The sequence below is a fragment of the Cupriavidus sp. FW305-27 genome (genome assembly GCF_058787995.1).
The window spans coordinates 109,590-127,257 of sequence record NZ_JBYTAG010000010.1 but is presented as its reverse complement, the minus strand read 5'-3'; the positions used below and the strand labels follow the sequence as shown (position 1 = coordinate 127,257).

At 68.1% G+C, this 17,668-nt stretch carries 16 protein-coding genes and 1 tRNA gene; 10 read left to right on the top strand and 7 right to left on the bottom strand.

Annotation, left to right across the window (positions count from 1 at the left end; translation table 11 throughout):
• The 4 genes from AC3WRI_RS07280 to AC3WRI_RS07265 all read left to right on the top strand — a co-directional run.
• The coding region (locus tag AC3WRI_RS07280) for a sensor histidine kinase (RefSeq protein ID WP_492292931.1) at nucleotides 1–1,195 on the top strand (1,195 nt) is incomplete at its 5' end.
• Nucleotides 1,192–1,527 carry a DUF4212 domain-containing protein gene (locus tag AC3WRI_RS07275; protein ID WP_010812225.1) on the top strand — a complete coding sequence of 112 codons (336 nt, stop codon included), beginning with the start codon at nucleotides 1,192–1,194 and terminating at the stop codon, nucleotides 1,525–1,527. The genes AC3WRI_RS07280 and AC3WRI_RS07275, both read left to right, overlap by 4 nt.
• 243 nt (nucleotides 1,528–1,770) lie before the next feature.
• Nucleotides 1,771–3,468, top strand: coding sequence for an MFS transporter (locus AC3WRI_RS07270; RefSeq protein ID WP_010812226.1), 1,698 nt, complete (start codon nucleotides 1,771–1,773; stop codon nucleotides 3,466–3,468).
• Between the two features lie 133 nt (nucleotides 3,469–3,601).
• Nucleotides 3,602–3,678 (top strand) — tRNA-Met (locus AC3WRI_RS07265).
• 108 nt (nucleotides 3,679–3,786) lie between these two features.
• On the opposite strand, the gene AC3WRI_RS07260 is transcribed toward AC3WRI_RS07265, so the two are convergent.
• From AC3WRI_RS07260 to AC3WRI_RS07240, 5 genes are all read right to left on the bottom strand, one after another.
• Nucleotides 3,787–4,374, bottom strand: coding sequence for a YcbK family protein (locus AC3WRI_RS07260; protein WP_010812227.1), 588 nt, complete (start codon nucleotides 4,372–4,374; stop codon nucleotides 3,787–3,789).
• Between the two features lie 30 nt (nucleotides 4,375–4,404).
• Nucleotides 4,405–5,997 carry a L,D-transpeptidase family protein gene (locus AC3WRI_RS07255; protein ID WP_010812228.1) on the bottom strand — a complete coding sequence of 531 codons (1,593 nt, stop codon included), beginning with the start codon at nucleotides 5,995–5,997 and terminating at the stop codon, nucleotides 4,405–4,407.
• A gap of 84 nt (nucleotides 5,998–6,081) precedes the next feature.
• A complete protein-coding gene (locus AC3WRI_RS07250; protein WP_010812229.1) occupies nucleotides 6,082–6,708 on the bottom strand; it encodes a LuxR C-terminal-related transcriptional regulator in 627 nt (208 codons plus the stop codon).
• Between the two features lie 161 nt (nucleotides 6,709–6,869).
• A complete protein-coding gene (locus AC3WRI_RS07245) occupies nucleotides 6,870–7,280 on the bottom strand; it encodes a carboxymuconolactone decarboxylase family protein (protein ID WP_492292930.1) in 411 nt (136 codons plus the stop codon).
• A gap of 92 nt (nucleotides 7,281–7,372) precedes the next feature.
• Complete coding sequence (locus tag AC3WRI_RS07240) at nucleotides 7,373–8,440, bottom strand: CaiB/BaiF CoA transferase family protein (RefSeq protein ID WP_010812231.1); 1,068 nt, start codon at nucleotides 8,438–8,440, stop codon at nucleotides 7,373–7,375.
• A 351-nt stretch (nucleotides 8,441–8,791) separates the two neighbouring features.
• Between AC3WRI_RS07240 and AC3WRI_RS07235 the strand changes: the two genes are divergently transcribed.
• A complete protein-coding gene (locus AC3WRI_RS07235) occupies nucleotides 8,792–9,232 on the top strand; it encodes a universal stress protein (protein ID WP_010812232.1) in 441 nt (146 codons plus the stop codon).
• 47 nt (nucleotides 9,233–9,279) lie between these two features.
• On the opposite strand, the gene AC3WRI_RS07230 is transcribed toward AC3WRI_RS07235, so the two are convergent.
• Nucleotides 9,280–10,326, bottom strand: coding sequence for a serine/threonine protein kinase (locus AC3WRI_RS07230; protein WP_492292928.1), 1,047 nt, complete (start codon nucleotides 10,324–10,326; stop codon nucleotides 9,280–9,282).
• Between the two features lie 18 nt (nucleotides 10,327–10,344).
• A complete protein-coding gene (locus AC3WRI_RS07225; protein WP_492292926.1) occupies nucleotides 10,345–11,868 on the bottom strand; it encodes a DEAD/DEAH box helicase in 1,524 nt (507 codons plus the stop codon).
• A gap of 299 nt (nucleotides 11,869–12,167) precedes the next feature.
• On the opposite strand from AC3WRI_RS07225, the gene AC3WRI_RS07220 reads away from it, so the two are divergent.
• The 5 genes from AC3WRI_RS07220 to ybeY all read left to right on the top strand — a co-directional run bounded on the left by AC3WRI_RS07220 (nucleotide 12,168) and on the right by ybeY (nucleotide 17,589).
• Nucleotides 12,168–13,853 carry a ClcB-like voltage-gated chloride channel protein gene (locus tag AC3WRI_RS07220; protein ID WP_492292924.1) on the top strand — a complete coding sequence of 562 codons (1,686 nt, stop codon included), beginning with the start codon at nucleotides 12,168–12,170 and terminating at the stop codon, nucleotides 13,851–13,853.
• A 113-nt stretch (nucleotides 13,854–13,966) separates the two neighbouring features.
• On the top strand, nucleotides 13,967–14,368 hold the full coding sequence (locus AC3WRI_RS07215) for a hypothetical protein (RefSeq protein ID WP_010813860.1): 402 nt from the start codon (nucleotides 13,967–13,969) through the stop codon (nucleotides 14,366–14,368).
• Between the two features lie 89 nt (nucleotides 14,369–14,457).
• Nucleotides 14,458–15,810, top strand: coding sequence for a tRNA (N6-isopentenyl adenosine(37)-C2)-methylthiotransferase MiaB (gene miaB, locus AC3WRI_RS07210; RefSeq protein WP_010813861.1), 1,353 nt, complete (start codon nucleotides 14,458–14,460; stop codon nucleotides 15,808–15,810).
• A 33-nt stretch (nucleotides 15,811–15,843) separates the two neighbouring features.
• Complete coding sequence (locus AC3WRI_RS07205) at nucleotides 15,844–16,842, top strand: PhoH family protein (RefSeq protein ID WP_492292923.1); 999 nt, start codon at nucleotides 15,844–15,846, stop codon at nucleotides 16,840–16,842.
• Complete coding sequence (gene ybeY, locus AC3WRI_RS07200) at nucleotides 16,843–17,589, top strand: rRNA maturation RNase YbeY (RefSeq protein ID WP_010813863.1); 747 nt, start codon at nucleotides 16,843–16,845, stop codon at nucleotides 17,587–17,589. It abuts the gene before it with no gap.
• Nucleotides 17,590–17,668 lie beyond the last annotated feature (79 nt).

The window sequence follows — 17,668 nt, the reverse complement described above, 5'->3', positions numbered from 1 at the left end:
CCCCCACGAGACCGACAACATCTACTACCAGGTGGTCGGCAAGCGCGGCGAATACATCGCCGGCGACCACGACCTGCCGCTGCCGTCCGAGGAGGACCAGGGCCACGCGGGGCTGGTGTCCCTGCGCGATGACCGCGTGGCCGGCAACGACGTGCGCGTGGCCTACACCTATATCGACCTGAAGCAGGTCAGCGGCACCCAGCCGGTGCTGGTGCAGGTGGCCGAGACGCTGGACAAGCGCGCGCGCCTGGCCAACGAGATCATCAAGGGCGTGATCCTGCCGCAGTTCGTGATCCTGCCGCTGGCGGTGGTGCTGGTGTGGTTCGGGCTGTCGCGCGGGCTGGCGCCGCTGACCGCGATCCAGCAGCGCATCCGCGCGCGCAACCCCGGCGATACCAGCCCGATCGACGAACGCGCCGCGCCGCAGGAAATCACGCCGCTGGTGGGTTCGTTCAACGACCTGCTGGCGCGCCTGGACCAGTCGGTGCAGACCCAGAAGCGCTTTATCGCCGATGCCGCGCACCAGATGAAGACGCCGCTGGCGGGCCTGCGCATGCAGGCCGAGCTGGCGCAGCGCGAGCAGTCGCCGGAAGAGCTGCGGCGCTCGCTGGCGCAGATCGCCGGCAGCTCTGAGCGCACCGCGCACCTGGTCACGCAGCTGCTATCGCTGGCGCGCATGGAAAACCTGGCGGGCACCGGCGGCATGGCCGCGCTGGACCTGGCGGCGCTCGCGCGCGAGGTGGTCAAGGACTGGCTGCCGCAGGCTTGGGCGCGCGACATCGACCTGGGCCTGGATGCCGACGAACATCCGGTGATGGTGCAAGGCAACCGCCTGATGCTGACCGAGATGCTGAACAACCTGCTCGACAACGCCATCCGCTACACGCCGCGCGGCGGGCACGCCACGGTGCGCGTCAGCGCCGATGCCTTCGAGCCATTCGCCTACCTGGATGTGGAAGACACCGGCCCGGGCATTGCGCCGGCCGAGCGCGAGCGCGTGATGGAGCGCTTCTACCGCGTGCTCGGCACCAATACCGAAGGCAGCGGCCTGGGCCTGGCCATCGTGCGCGAGATCGTGCAGCAGCACGGCGGCGACGTCCAGATTTCCGACCACGTCTACCAACAATCGCCACGGCTGGCCGGCGCGCATTTCCGCGTGACGCTGCGCCGGCCCGACTACCTGCCGCCCGCATGAACGACAGCCCCGCCCCCGATAGTGCCGAAGCCCGCCAGCGCCAGGCCTGGCGGCGCAACCTGCGCTGGATCTGCGGCCTGCTCGCGATCTGGTTCACCGTCACCTTCGTGGTGGCATGGTTTGCGCGCGACCTGCGCTTCGACTTCTTTGGCTGGCCGTTCTCGTTCTGGGTCGGCGCGCAAGGCGCGCTGGTGGTCTACGTGCTGATGGCCGCGCTCTACGCCTGGCGCATGAACCGCGCCGACGGCGAAGCGGACGCCGATAGCCTGGCCGCGCCCGCCCCTGCGCCTTCGCAGGGCGCCTCGCGCGGAACAGGCACTGATGCTGCATAGCCGCAGCCCTGCAAAGCGCGCCATTCCGCCACACAAGTGAATTGCGCCCCGCAGCGCAGCAGCCAAACTCGCGCCCACGGCTAGCGTATACCCCGATATTCTTTGACGATTCCGTGCCCCGTTCTGTCAGAACGCAGTAAGTTTCGCCACCCACAATCCTCTGCAACTCAGGCATAGCGGCCAGCCGCGCGGTCTTTCCCGCGCCACGCCCACCCGAGATCCATTCCAGACGGAGGAGACAATATGGCAAACGTGCAAAACGTTGCGGTGCCCGCAGGGGGCGCGCAGAACGCACCGATGACAGCCGAAGAGCGCAAGGTGATCTTTGCCTCATCGCTGGGCACGGTGTTCGAGTGGTACGACTTTTATCTCTACGGCTCGCTGGCGGCAATCATTGCCAAGCAGTTCTTCGCCGGACTGGATCCCACCTCGGCCTTCATCTTCGCGCTGCTCGCATTCGCCGCCGGCTTTATCGTGCGGCCGTTCGGCGCGCTGGTGTTCGGCCGCCTGGGCGACATGATCGGGCGCAAGTACACCTTCCTGGTGACGATCCTGCTCATGGGCCTGTCGACCTTCATCGTCGGCCTGCTGCCGGGCTATGCCACCATCGGCTGGGCCGCGCCGATCATCCTGATCGCACTGCGCATGCTGCAAGGCCTGGCGCTCGGCGGCGAGTACGGCGGTGCCGCCACCTACGTGGCCGAGCACGCACCGCACGGCAAGCGCGGCGCCTATACCTCGTGGATCCAGACCACGGCCACGCTGGGCCTGTTCCTGTCGCTGATCGTGATCCTGCTGTGCCGCGAAATGACCGGGCCCAACTTCGAGACCTGGGGCTGGCGCATCCCGTTCCTGGTGTCGATCCTGCTGCTGGGCGTGTCGGTATATATCCGCCTGTCGATGAATGAATCGCCGGCGTTCCAGCGCATGAAGGCAGAGGGCAAGACCTCCAAGGCCCCGCTGACCGAGTCCTTCGGCCAGTGGCGCAACCTGAAGATCGTGATCCTGGCCCTGCTCGGCCTGACCGCCGGCCAGGCCGTGGTCTGGTACACCGGCCAGTTCTATGCGCTGTTCTTCCTGACCCAGGTGCTCAAGGTCGATGCCAAGACGGCCAACCTGCTGATCGCCGGCGCACTGGTGCTCGGCACGCCGTTCTTCATCTTCTTCGGCTCGCTGTCGGACAAGATCGGCCGCAAGTGGATCATCATGGCGGGCTGCGCGCTGGCCGTGCTGACCTACTTCCCGCTGTTCAAGGCCATGACCCACTACGCCAACCCGGCTCTGGAGCGCGCCCAGAAGAGCGCCCAGATCGTGGTCACCGCCGACCCGAAGCAGTGCTCGTTCCAGGGCAGCCCGATCGCCCGCGAGATCGACTTCCGCAGCTCCTGCGACATTGCCAAGCGCACGCTGGCCCAGGCATCGGCCAGCTATGAAGTGGTCGAGGCCCCGGCCGGCACCGTGGCCACGGTCAAGATCGGCGACAAGGAGATCAAGGCCTTCGACGCGCAGCTGGTGAACGGCCACAGCTTCGACGAGCCCAGCAAGAAGCAGATCGCGGCGTTCAAGAAGGAGGTTGGTGAATCGATGGCCTCCGCCGGCTACCCGACCAAGGCCGACCCGGCACAGATGAACACGATCATGGTGCTGGTGATCCTGGTCATCCTGGTGATCTACGTCACCATGGTGTACGGCCCGATCGCCGCCATGCTGGTGGAGCTGTTCCCGACCCGCATCCGCTACACCTCGATGTCGCTGCCCTACCATATCGGCAACGGCTGGTTCGGCGGCCTGCTGCCCACCATCTCGTTTGCGCTGGTGGCCCAGAACGGCAACATCTACTACGGTCTCTGGTACCCGATCATCATCGCAGCCATCACCTTCGTGATCGGCGCGCTGTTCATCCGCGAGACCAAGGACGTGAACATCTACGCCAACGACTGAGCAGTCGTCCGGCACTAACGGAAACGGCAGGCCATCCGGCCTGCCGTTTTTTTATGCATGGGCCCTTCGTGCAAAATCTTCACACGAAGGTGTTGACAGCATCGAAAGCCCAGGTATAATCTCAGTCTTCGTTGGCGAATTAGCTCAGTCGGTTAGAGCGACGGAATCATAATCCGCAGGTCCGGGGTTCGAGTCCCTGATTCGCCACCATCTATTTAAAAAGCCGCGATCCCGCATGGGTTCGCGGCTTTTTTCTTTGGGTCGTTACCAGGGCGCGCAAACGAGAGCCGCCCATCATGGGGCGGCCACAGACGACGCTTACCAGTAACGCACGCGCCCGGTATCGATGTGCACGAACTGGTCAGACTCATAGAAGCCGACGCCCCCGCCCTGCAATGACTTGGCCGCGTCGCGCACGTCCGCCAGCGGCACGCCGGCCAGGCGGATGTCGATGGCCTTGCCGTCCATGTGCAGGCTGTGCCTGGCCACGCCGCCGCCGCGCGTGTTGCGCAGGCGCGAATTGGTGGTCGGACTGCGGTAGCCGGAAATGACCTGGAACGGCTGGTCGGTGCCAAGCTCGCGGCGGACCTGGAACAGCAGGTCGAACAGTTGCGGGTCGATCATGCCGACCTTGCCGGAATAGTGGTCGCGCAGGAAGCCGTTGAGCGTAGTCAGCGCGTCGGGCACGAAGCGGTCGCCAACGGCATAGACCAACGACACGCGTTCGCCGGTGTGGGTGTGGTCGAACGCCAGCGTGCGGGCGTCCGGCAGGCCAGCCAGGGCCCGGTTTGCAGGCAGGCCTGCCAGCGCCTGGCGCGGCGCCAGCGGCATCAGGCCGGCGGCAAGGGCCAGGCCTCCGGCGGTATGAAGAAAGCGGCGGCGTGCCTGGCGCGTCGCATCAGTCATGGTACTTCCTCTGAATGTGCCAGTGGCGCCTCAGCGGGTGGTGCCAGAGGCGCTTGCAATAGCTGGTTGCTGGGGCCGTCCGTTGCGTTGCCGCAGTGCCTTCTCCAGCAATTTGTCGTGACCGTAAATGTCAGGCAAGAAGGATACACGACCATCGGCGCGCGCAATGACCGTGCCGTAGGCCAGCACCACCGGCAAGGGCTGCTGCAGGCGCACAGTATTGGACTTGCCACGCGTCATCGCTTCGCGGATCCGGGTCTCGTTCCAGTCCGGCATATCGTGCAACACGAACTGGGCCAATGCTACTGGGGCTTCCACGCGGATGCAGCCATGACTGAAGTCGCGCCGGCCGCGCTTGAACAGCTGCGGCGAGGGCGTGTGGTGCAGGTAGATGTTCTCGTTGTTGGGAAACACGAACTTGATATCGCCCAGCGCGTTCAGCGGGCCCGGCCGCTGGCGGATGCGCATGCGGCCGTTCAGCACTGCCTCGAGATTTTCCTCGGACAGCGTGGTCACGGCCTTGCCGTCGCCGGTGACGAACTCCAGGCCCTGCCGGTTGAAATAGGCCGGATCGCGGCGCAGGTGCGGCACGGTCTCGCGGCGCGCGATCGAGGGCGGGATGTTCCAGTACGGGCTGAACTCGATGTAGCGCATATCCTCCTCGAACAACGGCGTGCGCGTATCCAGTGCCTTGCCCACGATCACCTTCATCTCGAGCTTGATGTCGAGCTTGCCGTCGCGGATCTCATAGGCGCGCAGCATGAATTCCGGCACATTGACCACGATCATGCGCGGACCGTCCAGCGGCGTCCAGCGCAGCCGCTCCATGGTCAGTTCGATTTGCCGCACACGGCTGGCGATGGGCAGGTTGAGTTGTGCCAGCGTGGCCGCGCCGATCACGCCGTCGGCCTCCAGGCCGTGGCGCGACTGGAACGCCTTGACGCCGTCGACCAGGGCCCCTTCGTAGCGGGCCGGCACCTGGGTGCCGGCGGGCAGGTCGCCCAGCGCAACCAGGCGTGCAGCCAGCGCCGCGGCACCGGCCCAGGGCTGGCCCGGCGTCAGCTTGCTCGCCGGCAAGGGTGGCAGCGGCTGCCCCCAGGCCGGCTGCTTCGCGATCTCGCGGTACCGCGCCAGGGCCTCCCGCAGCGTGCCATAGAGCGGGAAGGTGGGCGCTGCCTGGCGGATGGCATCGGGCAGCCGTTGCTGCCTGACGGCATCGCGCAGCCAGATGGCGGCATCGAAGGGCCGTTCCGCCTGCGGGGCAAAGTTGGCATGGACCGCGCGCGGGTTGACGCGCCCGCCGTGCAGGTCTGCCAGCATCCGCTCCATCGCGGCGCTCAGCGCCGCATCCACGCGTGCGGCAGCGTCCGGCGGCAATGCTGGCCCGCTGGCGGCCTGGGCCACGGCCTGGCGCAAGGCGTCGGCATCGTAGTCGCGCGGGTCGAGGCCGTCGGCCGCGGCCGCGGCCAGCGCATCGACGGCCTGGCGGGCCGCCGGCACCGGTCGGCCCTGCGCAAACCACATCGGTTCGTTGGCGAAGGCAGGCGTGGCCTGGCATGCGGCGGCACAGGCAAGCACGACAGCGCCCAGGCGGCGTGCGGCGGCATTCAGGGTCGGTGGCATCGGGCGAAAAGTTCGGATTCGTCACACACGCCAACAGTCTACCCGCGATGGCGGCATGGTGCCGCAAGCCGCCCGGGGTGCGCGTTACCACACCAGCTGATGCCGGCGCGCGTAGTCCACCATTTCGACCAGGGAGCCGACATTGAGCTTGGCCATGATGTTGGCCTTGTGCGTGCTGACCGTCTTGCTGCTGATCAGCAGTTGCGCCGCGATCGACTTGTTGGAATGGCCGCGCGCCAGGTATTGCAGGATGGTGATCTCGCGGTTGCTCAGCCGCGCAAAGCCGGATTCCCGCTGCTCGCCGATCTGGCGCACGGTTTCCAGCGTATGCATGGGAAAGACCAGGTAGCCGCTCAGCACACCGCGTACGGCCTGCATCACCTCGGCCAGCCCACGCTGCTTGACCACGAAGCCATGGGCGCCGGCGCGCAGCGCCCGCACCGAGGCCAGGGTGGCGTCGCTGTCGGACAGTACCAGCAAGGGCACGGTGGGCTGCGTCGCCGAGACGCACCGGACAAAGTCGATGCCGGGATTGCCGAAGCACTCGATATCGACCAGCACCAGCCCCGGCCGTTGCTCGCGGACCAGCCGGAATGCTTCCTGCATGCCGTCCATCTCCAGTACTTCACCGGCGCCCAACTCAGCGCGGATTTCAGCGGACAGCGTGGTTCGGAACCGGGAGGGTTCGTCGACGATCAGCGCGAGATGCAATTTGAGGCTCCTTAACGACTTGCATGGCTTGGCCTGGTGCCAAGGTTAAGGGGCCGGAGAGATCCTGATGCGCCGAATCCTCGCCGCGCAGATGCGGCAAAATCTGCATCAGAGTCAGACTCTTCTGCATCGCTGTTTTCGTATTGATGCCGCGGTCGGCGTTACCCGTTGGCAGCGTCGAGGACTTCAGTCAGCTTGCGGCTGGCATCCAGCGCCGCGGGGAACCCGCAGTAGACCGCGCTGTGCACCATCAGTTCGCGCAGTTCCTGCGGCGTAACGCCATTGGCGAGCGCGCCGCGCAGGTGCCCGGCCAGCTCCTGCGGCCGGTTCAGCGCAATCAGCATCGACACCGTTGCCAGGCTGCGCTGCTTGCGGTCCAGGCCGTCGCGGGTCCAGACCGTGCCCCAGGCGAACTCCGTCACCAGTTGCTGCAGGCTGGTGTCGCCCTGCTGTGCGGCGGCGTCCAGCGCGCGCCGGACGTGCTCGGAGCCGAGCACTTCGGTGCGCACGTCAAGGCCGGCCTCGAAGGCCGGCGTGGGAGTGTAGACGGGAAGTTGGCTGGGTTCGGCCATGGCATGGGTCTCCGGTCTGGGTGGATGCCGCATGGTAGCCGAACCGATCAAGCCGATTCGAGAGGCCGCAGCATCGGTGCCGCGGCCCCAGGTCATTCCGTGCCCGCGGGCAGGAAGCGCGGCGCCGGCGCCGAACGCGGCACCTCGCGCTCGCCCTGCCGGTACAGCCGATACGTGCCGCGTGCCTGGTTGTGCGGATGGCGCGCGGCCTCGTCCAGGGTCAGCACGCGCGCAAAGCACACGTCGGTGCCGCCCAGCAACGCCTCCCAGTGAGTGCTTGACTTGCCTGCGATGCAAGCGGCAATGCGGGCCTTCACCGCGGGCCACTGGGCACGGTCATACTGCGTGGCGGGGTCGATGTCGGTCAGCTCGAGCCGCTCGAGCAGCTCGCGGTAGAACTGCGGCTCGAGCGCGCCCAGCGTGATGGCGCGGCCGTCGGCGCAAGGGAAGACGTCATAGAACGGCGAATCGTGGAAGGGGCTCGGTTGCGGGCCGCCGAGCGTGCCGGCTGCGCGCGACACCTGCACCAGCGAGCCCAGCATGGCGACGATATCGGTGATGGCCGCATCCACCACGCAGCCCTCGCCGCTTGCGCGCGCGCTCAGGATGGCGCTGGTGATGCCGAATGCCAGGCCAAGCGCGCCGGTGGCATCGCCCATCACGGTCGGCGGCACCATCGGCAGTGAGCCTGCGCGCGCAGCCATCGACAAGAGGCCGGTCAGCGCGATGTAGTTGAGGTCGTGGCCGGCACTTTGCGACAGCGGGCCGGTCTGGCCCCAACCGGTCATGCGCCCGTAGACCAGGCGCGGATTGCGTGCATGGCACGCCTTCGGGCCCAGGCCGAGGCGCTCCATCGCGCCCGGGCGCAGCCCTTCGATCAGCGCGTCGGCGCCGGCCACCAGGTCCAGTGCGGCGGCCACGTCGTCCGCAGACTTCAGGTTCAGTTGCACCACGCGCTTGCCGTGCTCCAGCTCCATCTCAGGCGGCACGGGCTGGCCGCGCAGGATGCGGCGGGCATCCGGCGCGACCGGCCGGGTCACCAGCGTGACCTCGGCGCCCAGGCCGGCCAGCATCGCACCGCACAACGGGCCGGGGCCGATGCCTTCGAATTCCACCACCTTGATACCGCGCAGGGGCAGCAGGTTGCCACGCTCACTCATGATCGTCGTCTCCGGAATCGCCGCCCGCCCGGGCCATGGCCGGGGGACAGCTTGCATTGAATTGGTATGGGATGGGCCGTGCCTGCGGCAGCGCGGACGTGCGAATGCCTGCCGCGGGGCTCGGGAGCATGCTACGCGCCACGGCGTTGACGGGGCAATGGCCAAATGCTTCAGCCGGCTTGACGGAATCCGTCAGCCGGCCGGCTATCGCACGGCGAAATCGGATAAATCCGATCCGACTTGATCTAAATCGGGTCCTGGCAGGACACTAGGTGCCATGATGGTTCCAGATGGCGGTGCCGCCTCATGGCGCACCGCCTGCCGACAGCCCCCATCCAGGAGATTTCCAACATGACCAATATCGTGCTCGCCACCGACGGTTCGGCCTTCAGCGACGCCGCGGCCCGTTTTATCGCCGAAGGCAAGCTGCTGCAGAGCGGCTTCACCGTGCATGTCGTGCATGTAGCGCCGGAAGTAAGCGGCCAGGTGCGCGCCTTTGTCAGCAAGGAGACCATCGATGACTGGCACAAGGAGGCCAGCGAGAAGGCCATGGCGACGGTCTGCGAGATCCTGTCCGCAGCCAAGGTGCCGTTCGAGCGGCACCCGCTGCACGGCTTCGCGCCGGAGCGCATCGTCGCCTGTGCGCGCTCGGTCGACGCCGCGGCCATCGTGATGGGCACGCATGGCCGGGGTTCGTTCTTCGATGCGGTGATCGGTTCAGTCGCAGGCCGCGTGCTGGCGCAGGCCGAGTGCCCGGTGCTGCTGGTCAAGGCGCCGGAAAAGAAGGGTTGAGCAAAGTAGTGGAAAACCGGCGCCCTGGCGGCGCCGACCGGTAGACCTCAGGCGCCCCACAGGGGCGCTTCGTCCATCAGCGCCACCTGTTCGCGCAGTTCCAGGATGCGATCCTGCCAGTAGCGCGCCGTGCCGAACCAAGGGAACGCGGCCGGAAAGGCCGGGTCGGCCCAGCGGCTGGCGAGCCAGGCGCTGTAGTGCAGCAGCCGCAGCGTGCGCAGCGCTTCCACCAGCCACAGTTCGCGCGGCTGGAATTCGGCGAAGTCCTCATAGCCGGCAACGATGTCGGCCAGCTGGTCCTGCATGGCCGCGCGGTCGCCCTCGAGCAGCATCCAGATGTCCTGGATCGCCGGCGCCATTCGGCTGTCATCGAAGTCAACGAAATGCGGGCCCGTTGCGCCATGGGTGCCGCCGCGCGCGTCGTCCTCGCCGATCCACAGCACATTGCCGCGATGGCAGTCGCCGTGGGTGCGCAGCAGGCGCACCTCGCCGGCGCGCTCATAGCAGCGGCGCACGCCGTCCAGCGCCAGGTCGGTCACCGATTGCCATGCGGGCAGCAGGTCGGCGGGAATGCAGCCGCTGGCGAGCAGCCAGTCGCGTGGGGCAACGCCGAAGGTTTCAAGATTTAGCGCCGGGCGCGCCTGGTAGGGCTGCGTCGCCCCCAGCGCGTGGATGCGGCCGATGAAGCGGCCGAGCCAGGTCAGCGTGTCGGAACGGTCCAGCGCCGGCTCGCGGCCGCCGCAGCGGGGGAATACCGCGAAACGGAAGCCGGCGTGATGCAGCAGCGTGCCGGCCGCGCCCGGTGCCAGCACCATGGCCGGCACGGCCGGGATCTCGGCATCGGCCAGTTGCTGCACGAAGGCGTGTTCTTCCAGGATGGCCGCATCGGTCCAGCGGCCCGGACGGTAGAACTTGGCGATGACCGGCGCGGCATCTTCGATGCCCAGCTGCCAGACGCGGTTCTCATAGCTGTTGAGCGCCAGCAGGCGCCCGTCGGGGCGCAGGCCGGCGCCTTCCAGCGCGTCCAGCATCAGCTCCGGCGTCAGGCCGGCGTAGGGAACGCCGGGGTCGGCCGGGGTGTCGGACGCGTGCATGGTGTCAGCCTGTCCCGCTCAGCGCGCCGGCTTGCGGTTGCCGCCGAGCAGCGCGGCCTGCGGCGCCGGACGGCGATTGCGCGCCGGTGCCGGGGCCGCGTCGTGCGGCTGGCGCGCGGGTTGCGCCGCGGCCCGTTGCTGGCGCGCCGGCTCCTGGCCGTCGCGGCGCGGTGCGGGATTGCGCGCGCCGCCGGCGGGCTGGCCGCCCTGGGCTTGCCGCGGCGCAGCCTGCGCTTCGCGCGCCGGGCGCTGGCGCTGGGCGCCCTCACCTTCGTTGCCGGCCGGACGCGCCTGGGCGCGTCCGCGGCCCTGGCCTTGTCCTTGCCCCTGGCCACCACCGCCACGCTGTTGGCGACCCTTCTGGATCGGCTCGGGTGCGATGCTCGGGTCGACCTCGAAGCCCGGCAGCACAGTCTGCTCGAGCTTGCGCTTGATCAGGCGTTCGATATCGCGCAGCAGCGCAATCTCGTCCACGCAGACCAGCGAGATCGCTTCGCCCTCGGCGCCGGCGCGGCCAGTGCGGCCGATGCGGTGCACATAGTCCTCGGGCACGTTGGGCAGGTCGAAATTGACCACGTGCGGCAGCTGGTCGATATCGATGCCGCGCGCGGCGATATCGGTTGCCACCAGCAGCCGCAGCGTGCCGGACTTGAATTCCGACAGCGCGCGCGTGCGCGCCGACTGGCTCTTGTTGCCATGGATCGCCAGTGCCGACAGGCCGTCCTTGGTCAGCTGCTCGGCCAGGCGGTTGGCGCCGTGCTTGGTGCGGGTGAACACCAGCACCTGGTGCCAGTCATGCTGACGCACCAGGTGGGCCAGCAGTTCACGCTTGCGCTCGCGGTCCACCGGGTAGACGCGCTGGTCCACGGTCTCGGCCGTGGTATTGCGCCGCGCCACCTCGATCGAGGCCGGGTTGTTCAGCAGGCGGTCTGCCAGCGCGCGGATGTCGTCGGAGAACGTCGCCGAGAACAGCAGGTTCTGGCGCTTGGCCGGCAGCACGTTGAGGATCTTGCGGATATCGTGGATGAAGCCCATGTCGAGCATGCGGTCGGCTTCGTCCAGCACCAGCAGTTCCACCTGCGACAGGTCGATGGTGCGCTGGGACACGTGGTCCAGCAGGCGGCCGGGCGTGGCCACGACGATCTCGACGCCGCGCTTGAGCTGCTCGATCTGCGGATTGATGCCGACGCCGCCGAACATCACCATCGAGCGCAGGCGCAGGTACTTGCCGTAGTTGCGCACGCTCTCCTCGACCTGGGCGGCCAGTTCGCGCGTGGGCGTCAGCACCAGTGCGCGCACCGGCAGGCGGGCCGGACGCTGCGCGCCATTGGCGCCGCGCGCCGCGGAGTCGGACAACAGCTGCAGCATCGGCAGCGTAAAGCCGGCGGTCTTGCCGGTGCCGGTCTGCGCGCCGGCGAGCAGGTCGCCGCCCTTGAGGATGGCGGGGATCGCCTGGGCCTGGATGGGAGTCGGCGTGGTGTAGCCCTGTTCGGCCACGGCACGCACAATCTTGTCGGACAAGCCGAGTTCAGAAAAAGACATGAATTGCTGCTTGGGCCATCGCTGCGCACGCGGTGCGCCAAACGCCGGATGGCTCCTGGTAATCGGATCGGAATCGGAACGCGAACGCCGGGAAGCCGGCATGGCAGGGCACCGGCCCGCCCGCGAAGGAAAGAGCGGTAGTGTACCAGTCCGGGACCAGCGGGTTCTGCACCGCGCGCGGTCCCGCATGCGCGCCGGCGCACATCGGGTCTGCGCGGGTGGCGCTGCGCTATCATGACAGCCTCTGCCCGCCCCTCTCCGGCTCCGCACCCGCTCCACATGTGCCCCGGAAAGCCGCCATGCGCTTGCGTTTCCTCGAAGACCAGGAAGTCACCCTGTTCGCGGCCATCCCGGTCGGGATCGTCGCGGCCATTGCCACCACGCTGTTCAAGGAGGCGCTGGATGGCGCGGGCGTGGTCCTGTTTTCCAGCCATGCCGACGTGGTCGCCGTATTCGCCACGCTGGCGCTGGCGTGGCGTGTGGTGGTGCCGGCCGTGGGCGGCGCGCTGGCGGGCAGCCTGCTGGTGCTGGCCAATCGCCTGGCCGGCAGCCACGGCGGCGCCACCGACTACATGGAAGCGGTGGCCAACGGCAGCGGCCGCCTGCCGGTGCGGATCACCTTGCTGCGCGCGCTCTCGTCGTTTTTCTCGATCGTCAGCGGCAGCTCGGTCGGCAAGGAAGGCGCGATGATCCAGCTGGCGGCGCTGTGCGGCTCGCTGTTCCCGTCGACCCGGCTGGAACGCGGCGGCGGCTCGAACATGCGCCGCATGCTGACCGCCTGCGGGGCCGCGGCGGGCCTTGCCACCGTTTATCACACCCCCTTCTCCGCTGCCGTCTTCGTTGCCGAAGTGGTGTTCGGGGCGCTCGCGGTGCAGCGCCTGATGCCGCTCTTCCTGGCTTCGGTGGCCGGTGCCATGGTCAGCCAGTGGCACGGCGGCCTGCAGCCGCTCTACCCGGGCCTGGATATCGCCCCCGACCTGCGCCCGCACATCCTGCTGGCCGCGGCCGCGCTGGGCGTGGCCGCCGGCATTGCGGGCGCGCTGTTCATGCGTGCGGCGGGCTTTGCGCGCAGCCGCTTTGCAGCGATGCCTGGCGGCCCGGTGGCCCGGCTGGCGCTGGGCGGGGCGCTGGTCGGCGTGCTCGCGATGGCGGTGCCCGAGGTGGTTGGCAACGGCTATTCCACCATCCAGACCATCCTGCAGGAGCAGCCGCTGAGCGTGCCGGTGGCCGGCGTGCTGCTGGCCAAGCTGGTGGCTACGGTGATCAGCATGGGCTCGGGGGCGGTCGGCGGCGTGTTCACGCCGTCGCTGTTCGTGGGGGCGGCGCTCGGGCAGTTGCTGGCCATCGGCATGCAGGGCACGGCGGCCGCTGCGGCGCCGCTGCTGCCGCTGGTGGGCATGAGCGCGTTCCTGGCGGCCACCAGCCAGGCGCCGCTGATGTCGGTGTTGATGGTGTTCGAGATGACGCTGGCGCCCGCGCTGCTGCTGCCGTCGATGATCGGCGCAGTGGCGGCGTACTACACCGCGTCACGCTGCCAGACGCTGTCGCTGTACAGCGTGATCGCCGAGCGCGCGCAGGCCTCGGCCGCGGCCGAACACGCCCGCACGCTGACGCTGGCGGGCCTGTGCGACCCGACCGATACCGTGCTCGACCCCAACGCCACCCTGTCGGCCGCAGCCGACAAGTTTGCCGAGACCGGCACGCGCTACCTCTATCTGGTCGAAGCGGATGGCCGCCTGCTGGGCGCGCTGTCAATCCATGCGCTGCAGCGCGCCCAGCGCGAGGGCGCCGCGGACGACGTGCTGGCGCTGGCCGAGCGCGACTTCCCCGCGCTGACGCCGGATTCGCGCCTGCGCGACGCCCTGGCGGTGTTTGCCGAGCACGGCATCAACCGCATCCCGCTGGTGCGCGACAGCGCCGGCCGCGAACTGATGGGCACGGTGTCCAAGCAGCGTGTGCTGCAAGAGGCATCCTGCCTGTTCTGAGCCCCGCCGCATCGCCGACCCGGCCAGGCCGCCAGCGGGGTAAAATGCCGGGTTGCGCCCGCCTTTGGGCCATTCCCCCGAACGCGTCGTCCCATTTGTCGGAGTTCTCCCCCATGCCAGCAGGTCGTGATGCGCGCCGCGAGGCGCCGGAGTCTGTCCAACCCGGGCGCGCCCGCAGGCTGTTGCCAGCGCTGGCCTGCGCCGCCGCCCTGCTGCTCGGTGCGGCAAGCGCGATGGCCCAGCCGGTGCGGGCGATCCCGGACGATGCGCAGGCGGCCAGGCTCGTTATCGCCACGCCGTCTGCCGGTGCCCCGCAGACGGCCACGCTCGACGGCAAGACCGTCGGCGTGGCGCCGGGCCTGCGCCTGTTCGGCTCCGACAACCAGTTGCTGGCCAGTGCCGCGGTGGCGGGCCAGAAGCTGCCGGTGCGGTACAAGCTGGACCTGTACGGCCAGTTGCTGACCGCCTGGGTGCTGAGCGAGCCGGAACAGAAGGCGCTGAAGAAGAAATCGTAGTCCCCCGGAAGTGCGACCGGCGTGCCCCACGCGCCGGCCGTGTTGTTGCAACACCCTGATGCCCCCAGGTCAACCACTGAGATCGGCATATGAAGAAAGTTTTCGTCAAGACTTACGGCTGCCAGATGAACGAGTACGACTCGGACAAGATGGTCGACGTCCTCAACGCCAGCCAGGGGCTGGAACCCACCGACAACGTCGAAGACGCCGATGTGATCCTGTTCAACACCTGCTCGGTGCGCGAGAAGGCGCAGGAGAAGGTGTTCTCGGAACTGGGCCGGATGAAGGCGCTCAAGGCCGTCAAACCCGACCTGGTGATCGGCGTGGGCGGCTGCGTGGCCAGCCAGGAAGGCGCCAGCATCGTCTCGCGCGCACCCTATGTCGACGTGGTGTTCGGCCCGCAGACGCTGCACCGCCTGCCCGACCTGATCGCGCGCCGCCAGCGCACCGGCCAGTCGCAGGTGGATATCTCCTTCCCCGAGATCGAGAAGTTCGACCACCTGCCGCCGGCACGCGTCGAAGGCCCGAGCGCCTTTGTCTCGATCATGGAAGGCTGCTCCAAGTACTGCAGCTACTGCGTGGTGCCCTATACCCGCGGCGAGGAAGTGTCGCGCCCGTTCGAGGACGTGCTGGCCGAAGTCGCCGGCCTGGCCGAACAGGGCGTGCGTGAAGTCACGCTGCTGGGCCAGAACGTCAACGCCTACCGCGGCAAGATGGGCGACACCACCGAGATCGCCGACTTTGCGCTGCTGATCGAGTACGTGGCCGAGATCCCCGGCATCGAGCGCATCCGCTACACCACCAGCCACCCGAAGGAATTCACCTCGCGCCTGGTCGAGCTGTACGGCCGCTGCGACAAGCTGGTCAACCACCTGCACCTGCCGGTGCAGCATGCGTCCGACCGCATCCTGATGGCGATGAAGCGCGGCTACAGCGTGCTGGAGTACAAGAGCATCATCCGCAAGCTGCGCGTGCTGCGCCCGGATATGTCGATGTCTTCGGACTTTATCGTCGGCTTCCCCGGCGAGACCGATGCCGACTTCGAGAAGCTGATGGCGATGATCGAAGAGATCGGCTACGACACCTCGTTCTCGTTCATCTTCAGCCCCCGCCCGGGCACGCCCGCTGCCAACCTGCACGACGACACCCCGCACGAGGTCAAGCTGCGCCGGCTGCAGCGCCTGCAGGCCACCATCGAGGAAAACGTGCAGCGCATCAGCCAGAACATGGTCGGCACGGTGCAGCGCATCCTGGTGGAAGGCCCCGCGCGCAAGGATCCGACCGAGCTGCACGGGCGCACCGAGAACAACCGCGTGGTCAACTTTGCGCTGCCGGGCGTGCCGCAGGCAGGCCGCGACCGGCTGGTCGGCCAGCTGGTCGATGTCAGCATCACGCAGGCCTTCCCGCACTCGCTGCGCGGCGAGATCGTGGTTCGGCAGTAACCAGGCACCATCCAGCGAGGCCATCGCCTACCGATGAAAATCCCTTCCGCAGAATTCGTCGCCCCCAAGGACGACAACACCCGGCTGCAGAACCTGTGCGGGCCGCTCGACGAGAACCTGCGCCAGATCGAGCAGGCGCTGGACGTGAACATCCAGCGCCGTGGCCACCGCATGACGGTGCGCGGCGGCAACGCGCAGGATGCGGCAACGGCGCTGGAGCGCTTCTACAACCAGGCGCGCACGCCGCTGTCGATCGACGACGTGCAGCTGGGCCTGGTGGAAACGCGCCAGCTGTCCGCGCATGGCAGCTACCTGCCCGCTAACGGCGACAATGTCGAAGAGCGCGAGATCGGCGACGAATCGCCGGTGCTGCACACGCGCCGCACCGGCCTGCAGGGCCGCACCGTGGCGCAGCGCGACTACCTGCGCAATATCCTGTCGCACGACCTGACGCTGGGTGTCGGCCCGGCCGGCACCGGCAAGACCTACCTGGCAGTGGCGTGCGCGGTCGATGCGCTGGAGCGCGACGCGGTCAAGCGCATCGTGCTGACGCGCCCGGCGGTGGAAGCCGGCGAGCGCCTGGGCTTCCTGCCTGGCGACCTGGCGCAGAAGGTCGACCCCTACCTGCGCCCGCTGTATGACGCGCTGTACGACCTGCTTGGCTTCGACCGCACGCAGAAGATGTTCGAGCGCCAGATGATCGAGATCGCGCCGCTGGCCTATATGCGCGGGCGCACGCTGAACCATGCCTTCATCATCCTGGACGAGGCGCAGAACACCACGCCCGAGCAGATGAAGATGTTCCTCACGCGCATCGGCTTCGGCTCCAAGGCGGTGATCACCGGCGACACCACCCAGATCGACCTGCCCAGGGGGCAGAAAAGCGGCCTGGTGGAGGCGCTGCACGTGCTGCGCGACGTGCGCGGCATTGCCTGCACCCGCTTTACCAGCATCGACGTGGTGCGCCATCCGCTGGTGGCCCGCATCGTCGATGCCTATGACGAATACCACGCCCAGCACAAGGACGCTTAATTGAAATCCCAGAAATCCAAGTCTTCCGCCGTGAGCCTGACCCTGTTCGACGGCGACGGCCGCGCGCGCAAGAGCGCCGCGCACGCGCTGCGCGTGCAGTTGCCCGACGGCCGCAGCCTGACGCTGGACCTGTCGCAGGCCGCCGACGGCGTGGTCGCGCTGCTGGCCGAGCACACCGACACCAACCAGCAGGCTGGCCTGCTGGTGCGCCCGGACAACCATGACTCGCTGTCGGTGGCCGTGACCGCCACGCCGGTGGTCACCACCACCGGCACGCCGGCCACCCCGCCCGGACTCGAACTCGAGATCCAGAACGGCGACGGCGTCGGCAAGCGCGCCGGCCTGCCGCCGCGCCGCAAGATCGAGACCTGGGTCAAGTCGGCGCTGTATGCCGACGCCGCGCTGACCATCCGCTTCGTCGATGAGGAAGAGGGCCGCACGTTAAACCGCACCTATCGCGGCAAGGATTACGCCACCAATGTGCTGACCTTTGCCTATGCGGAGAACGAGGAAGACCCGGTCACGGGCGATATCGTGCTTTGCTGCCCGGTGGTGGAAACCGAGGCGCGCGAGCAGCGCAAGCCGCTGGAAGCGCACTATGCGCACCTGATCGTGCACGGCGTGCTGCATGCGCAAGGCTACGAGCACGAGGAAGACGCCGAGGCCGAGGAAATGGAGGCGATCGAGACCGAAACGCTGCAGGCGCTCGGTTACGCCGACCCTTACCAGGGCGATCGCACCGCGTGATCCCAGCGTAATTCCTTTCTCACGGGCGGCGCCGACCGGGCGCCGCCTGCTGCACATATTGTCGCAGGCCACCGCCCGC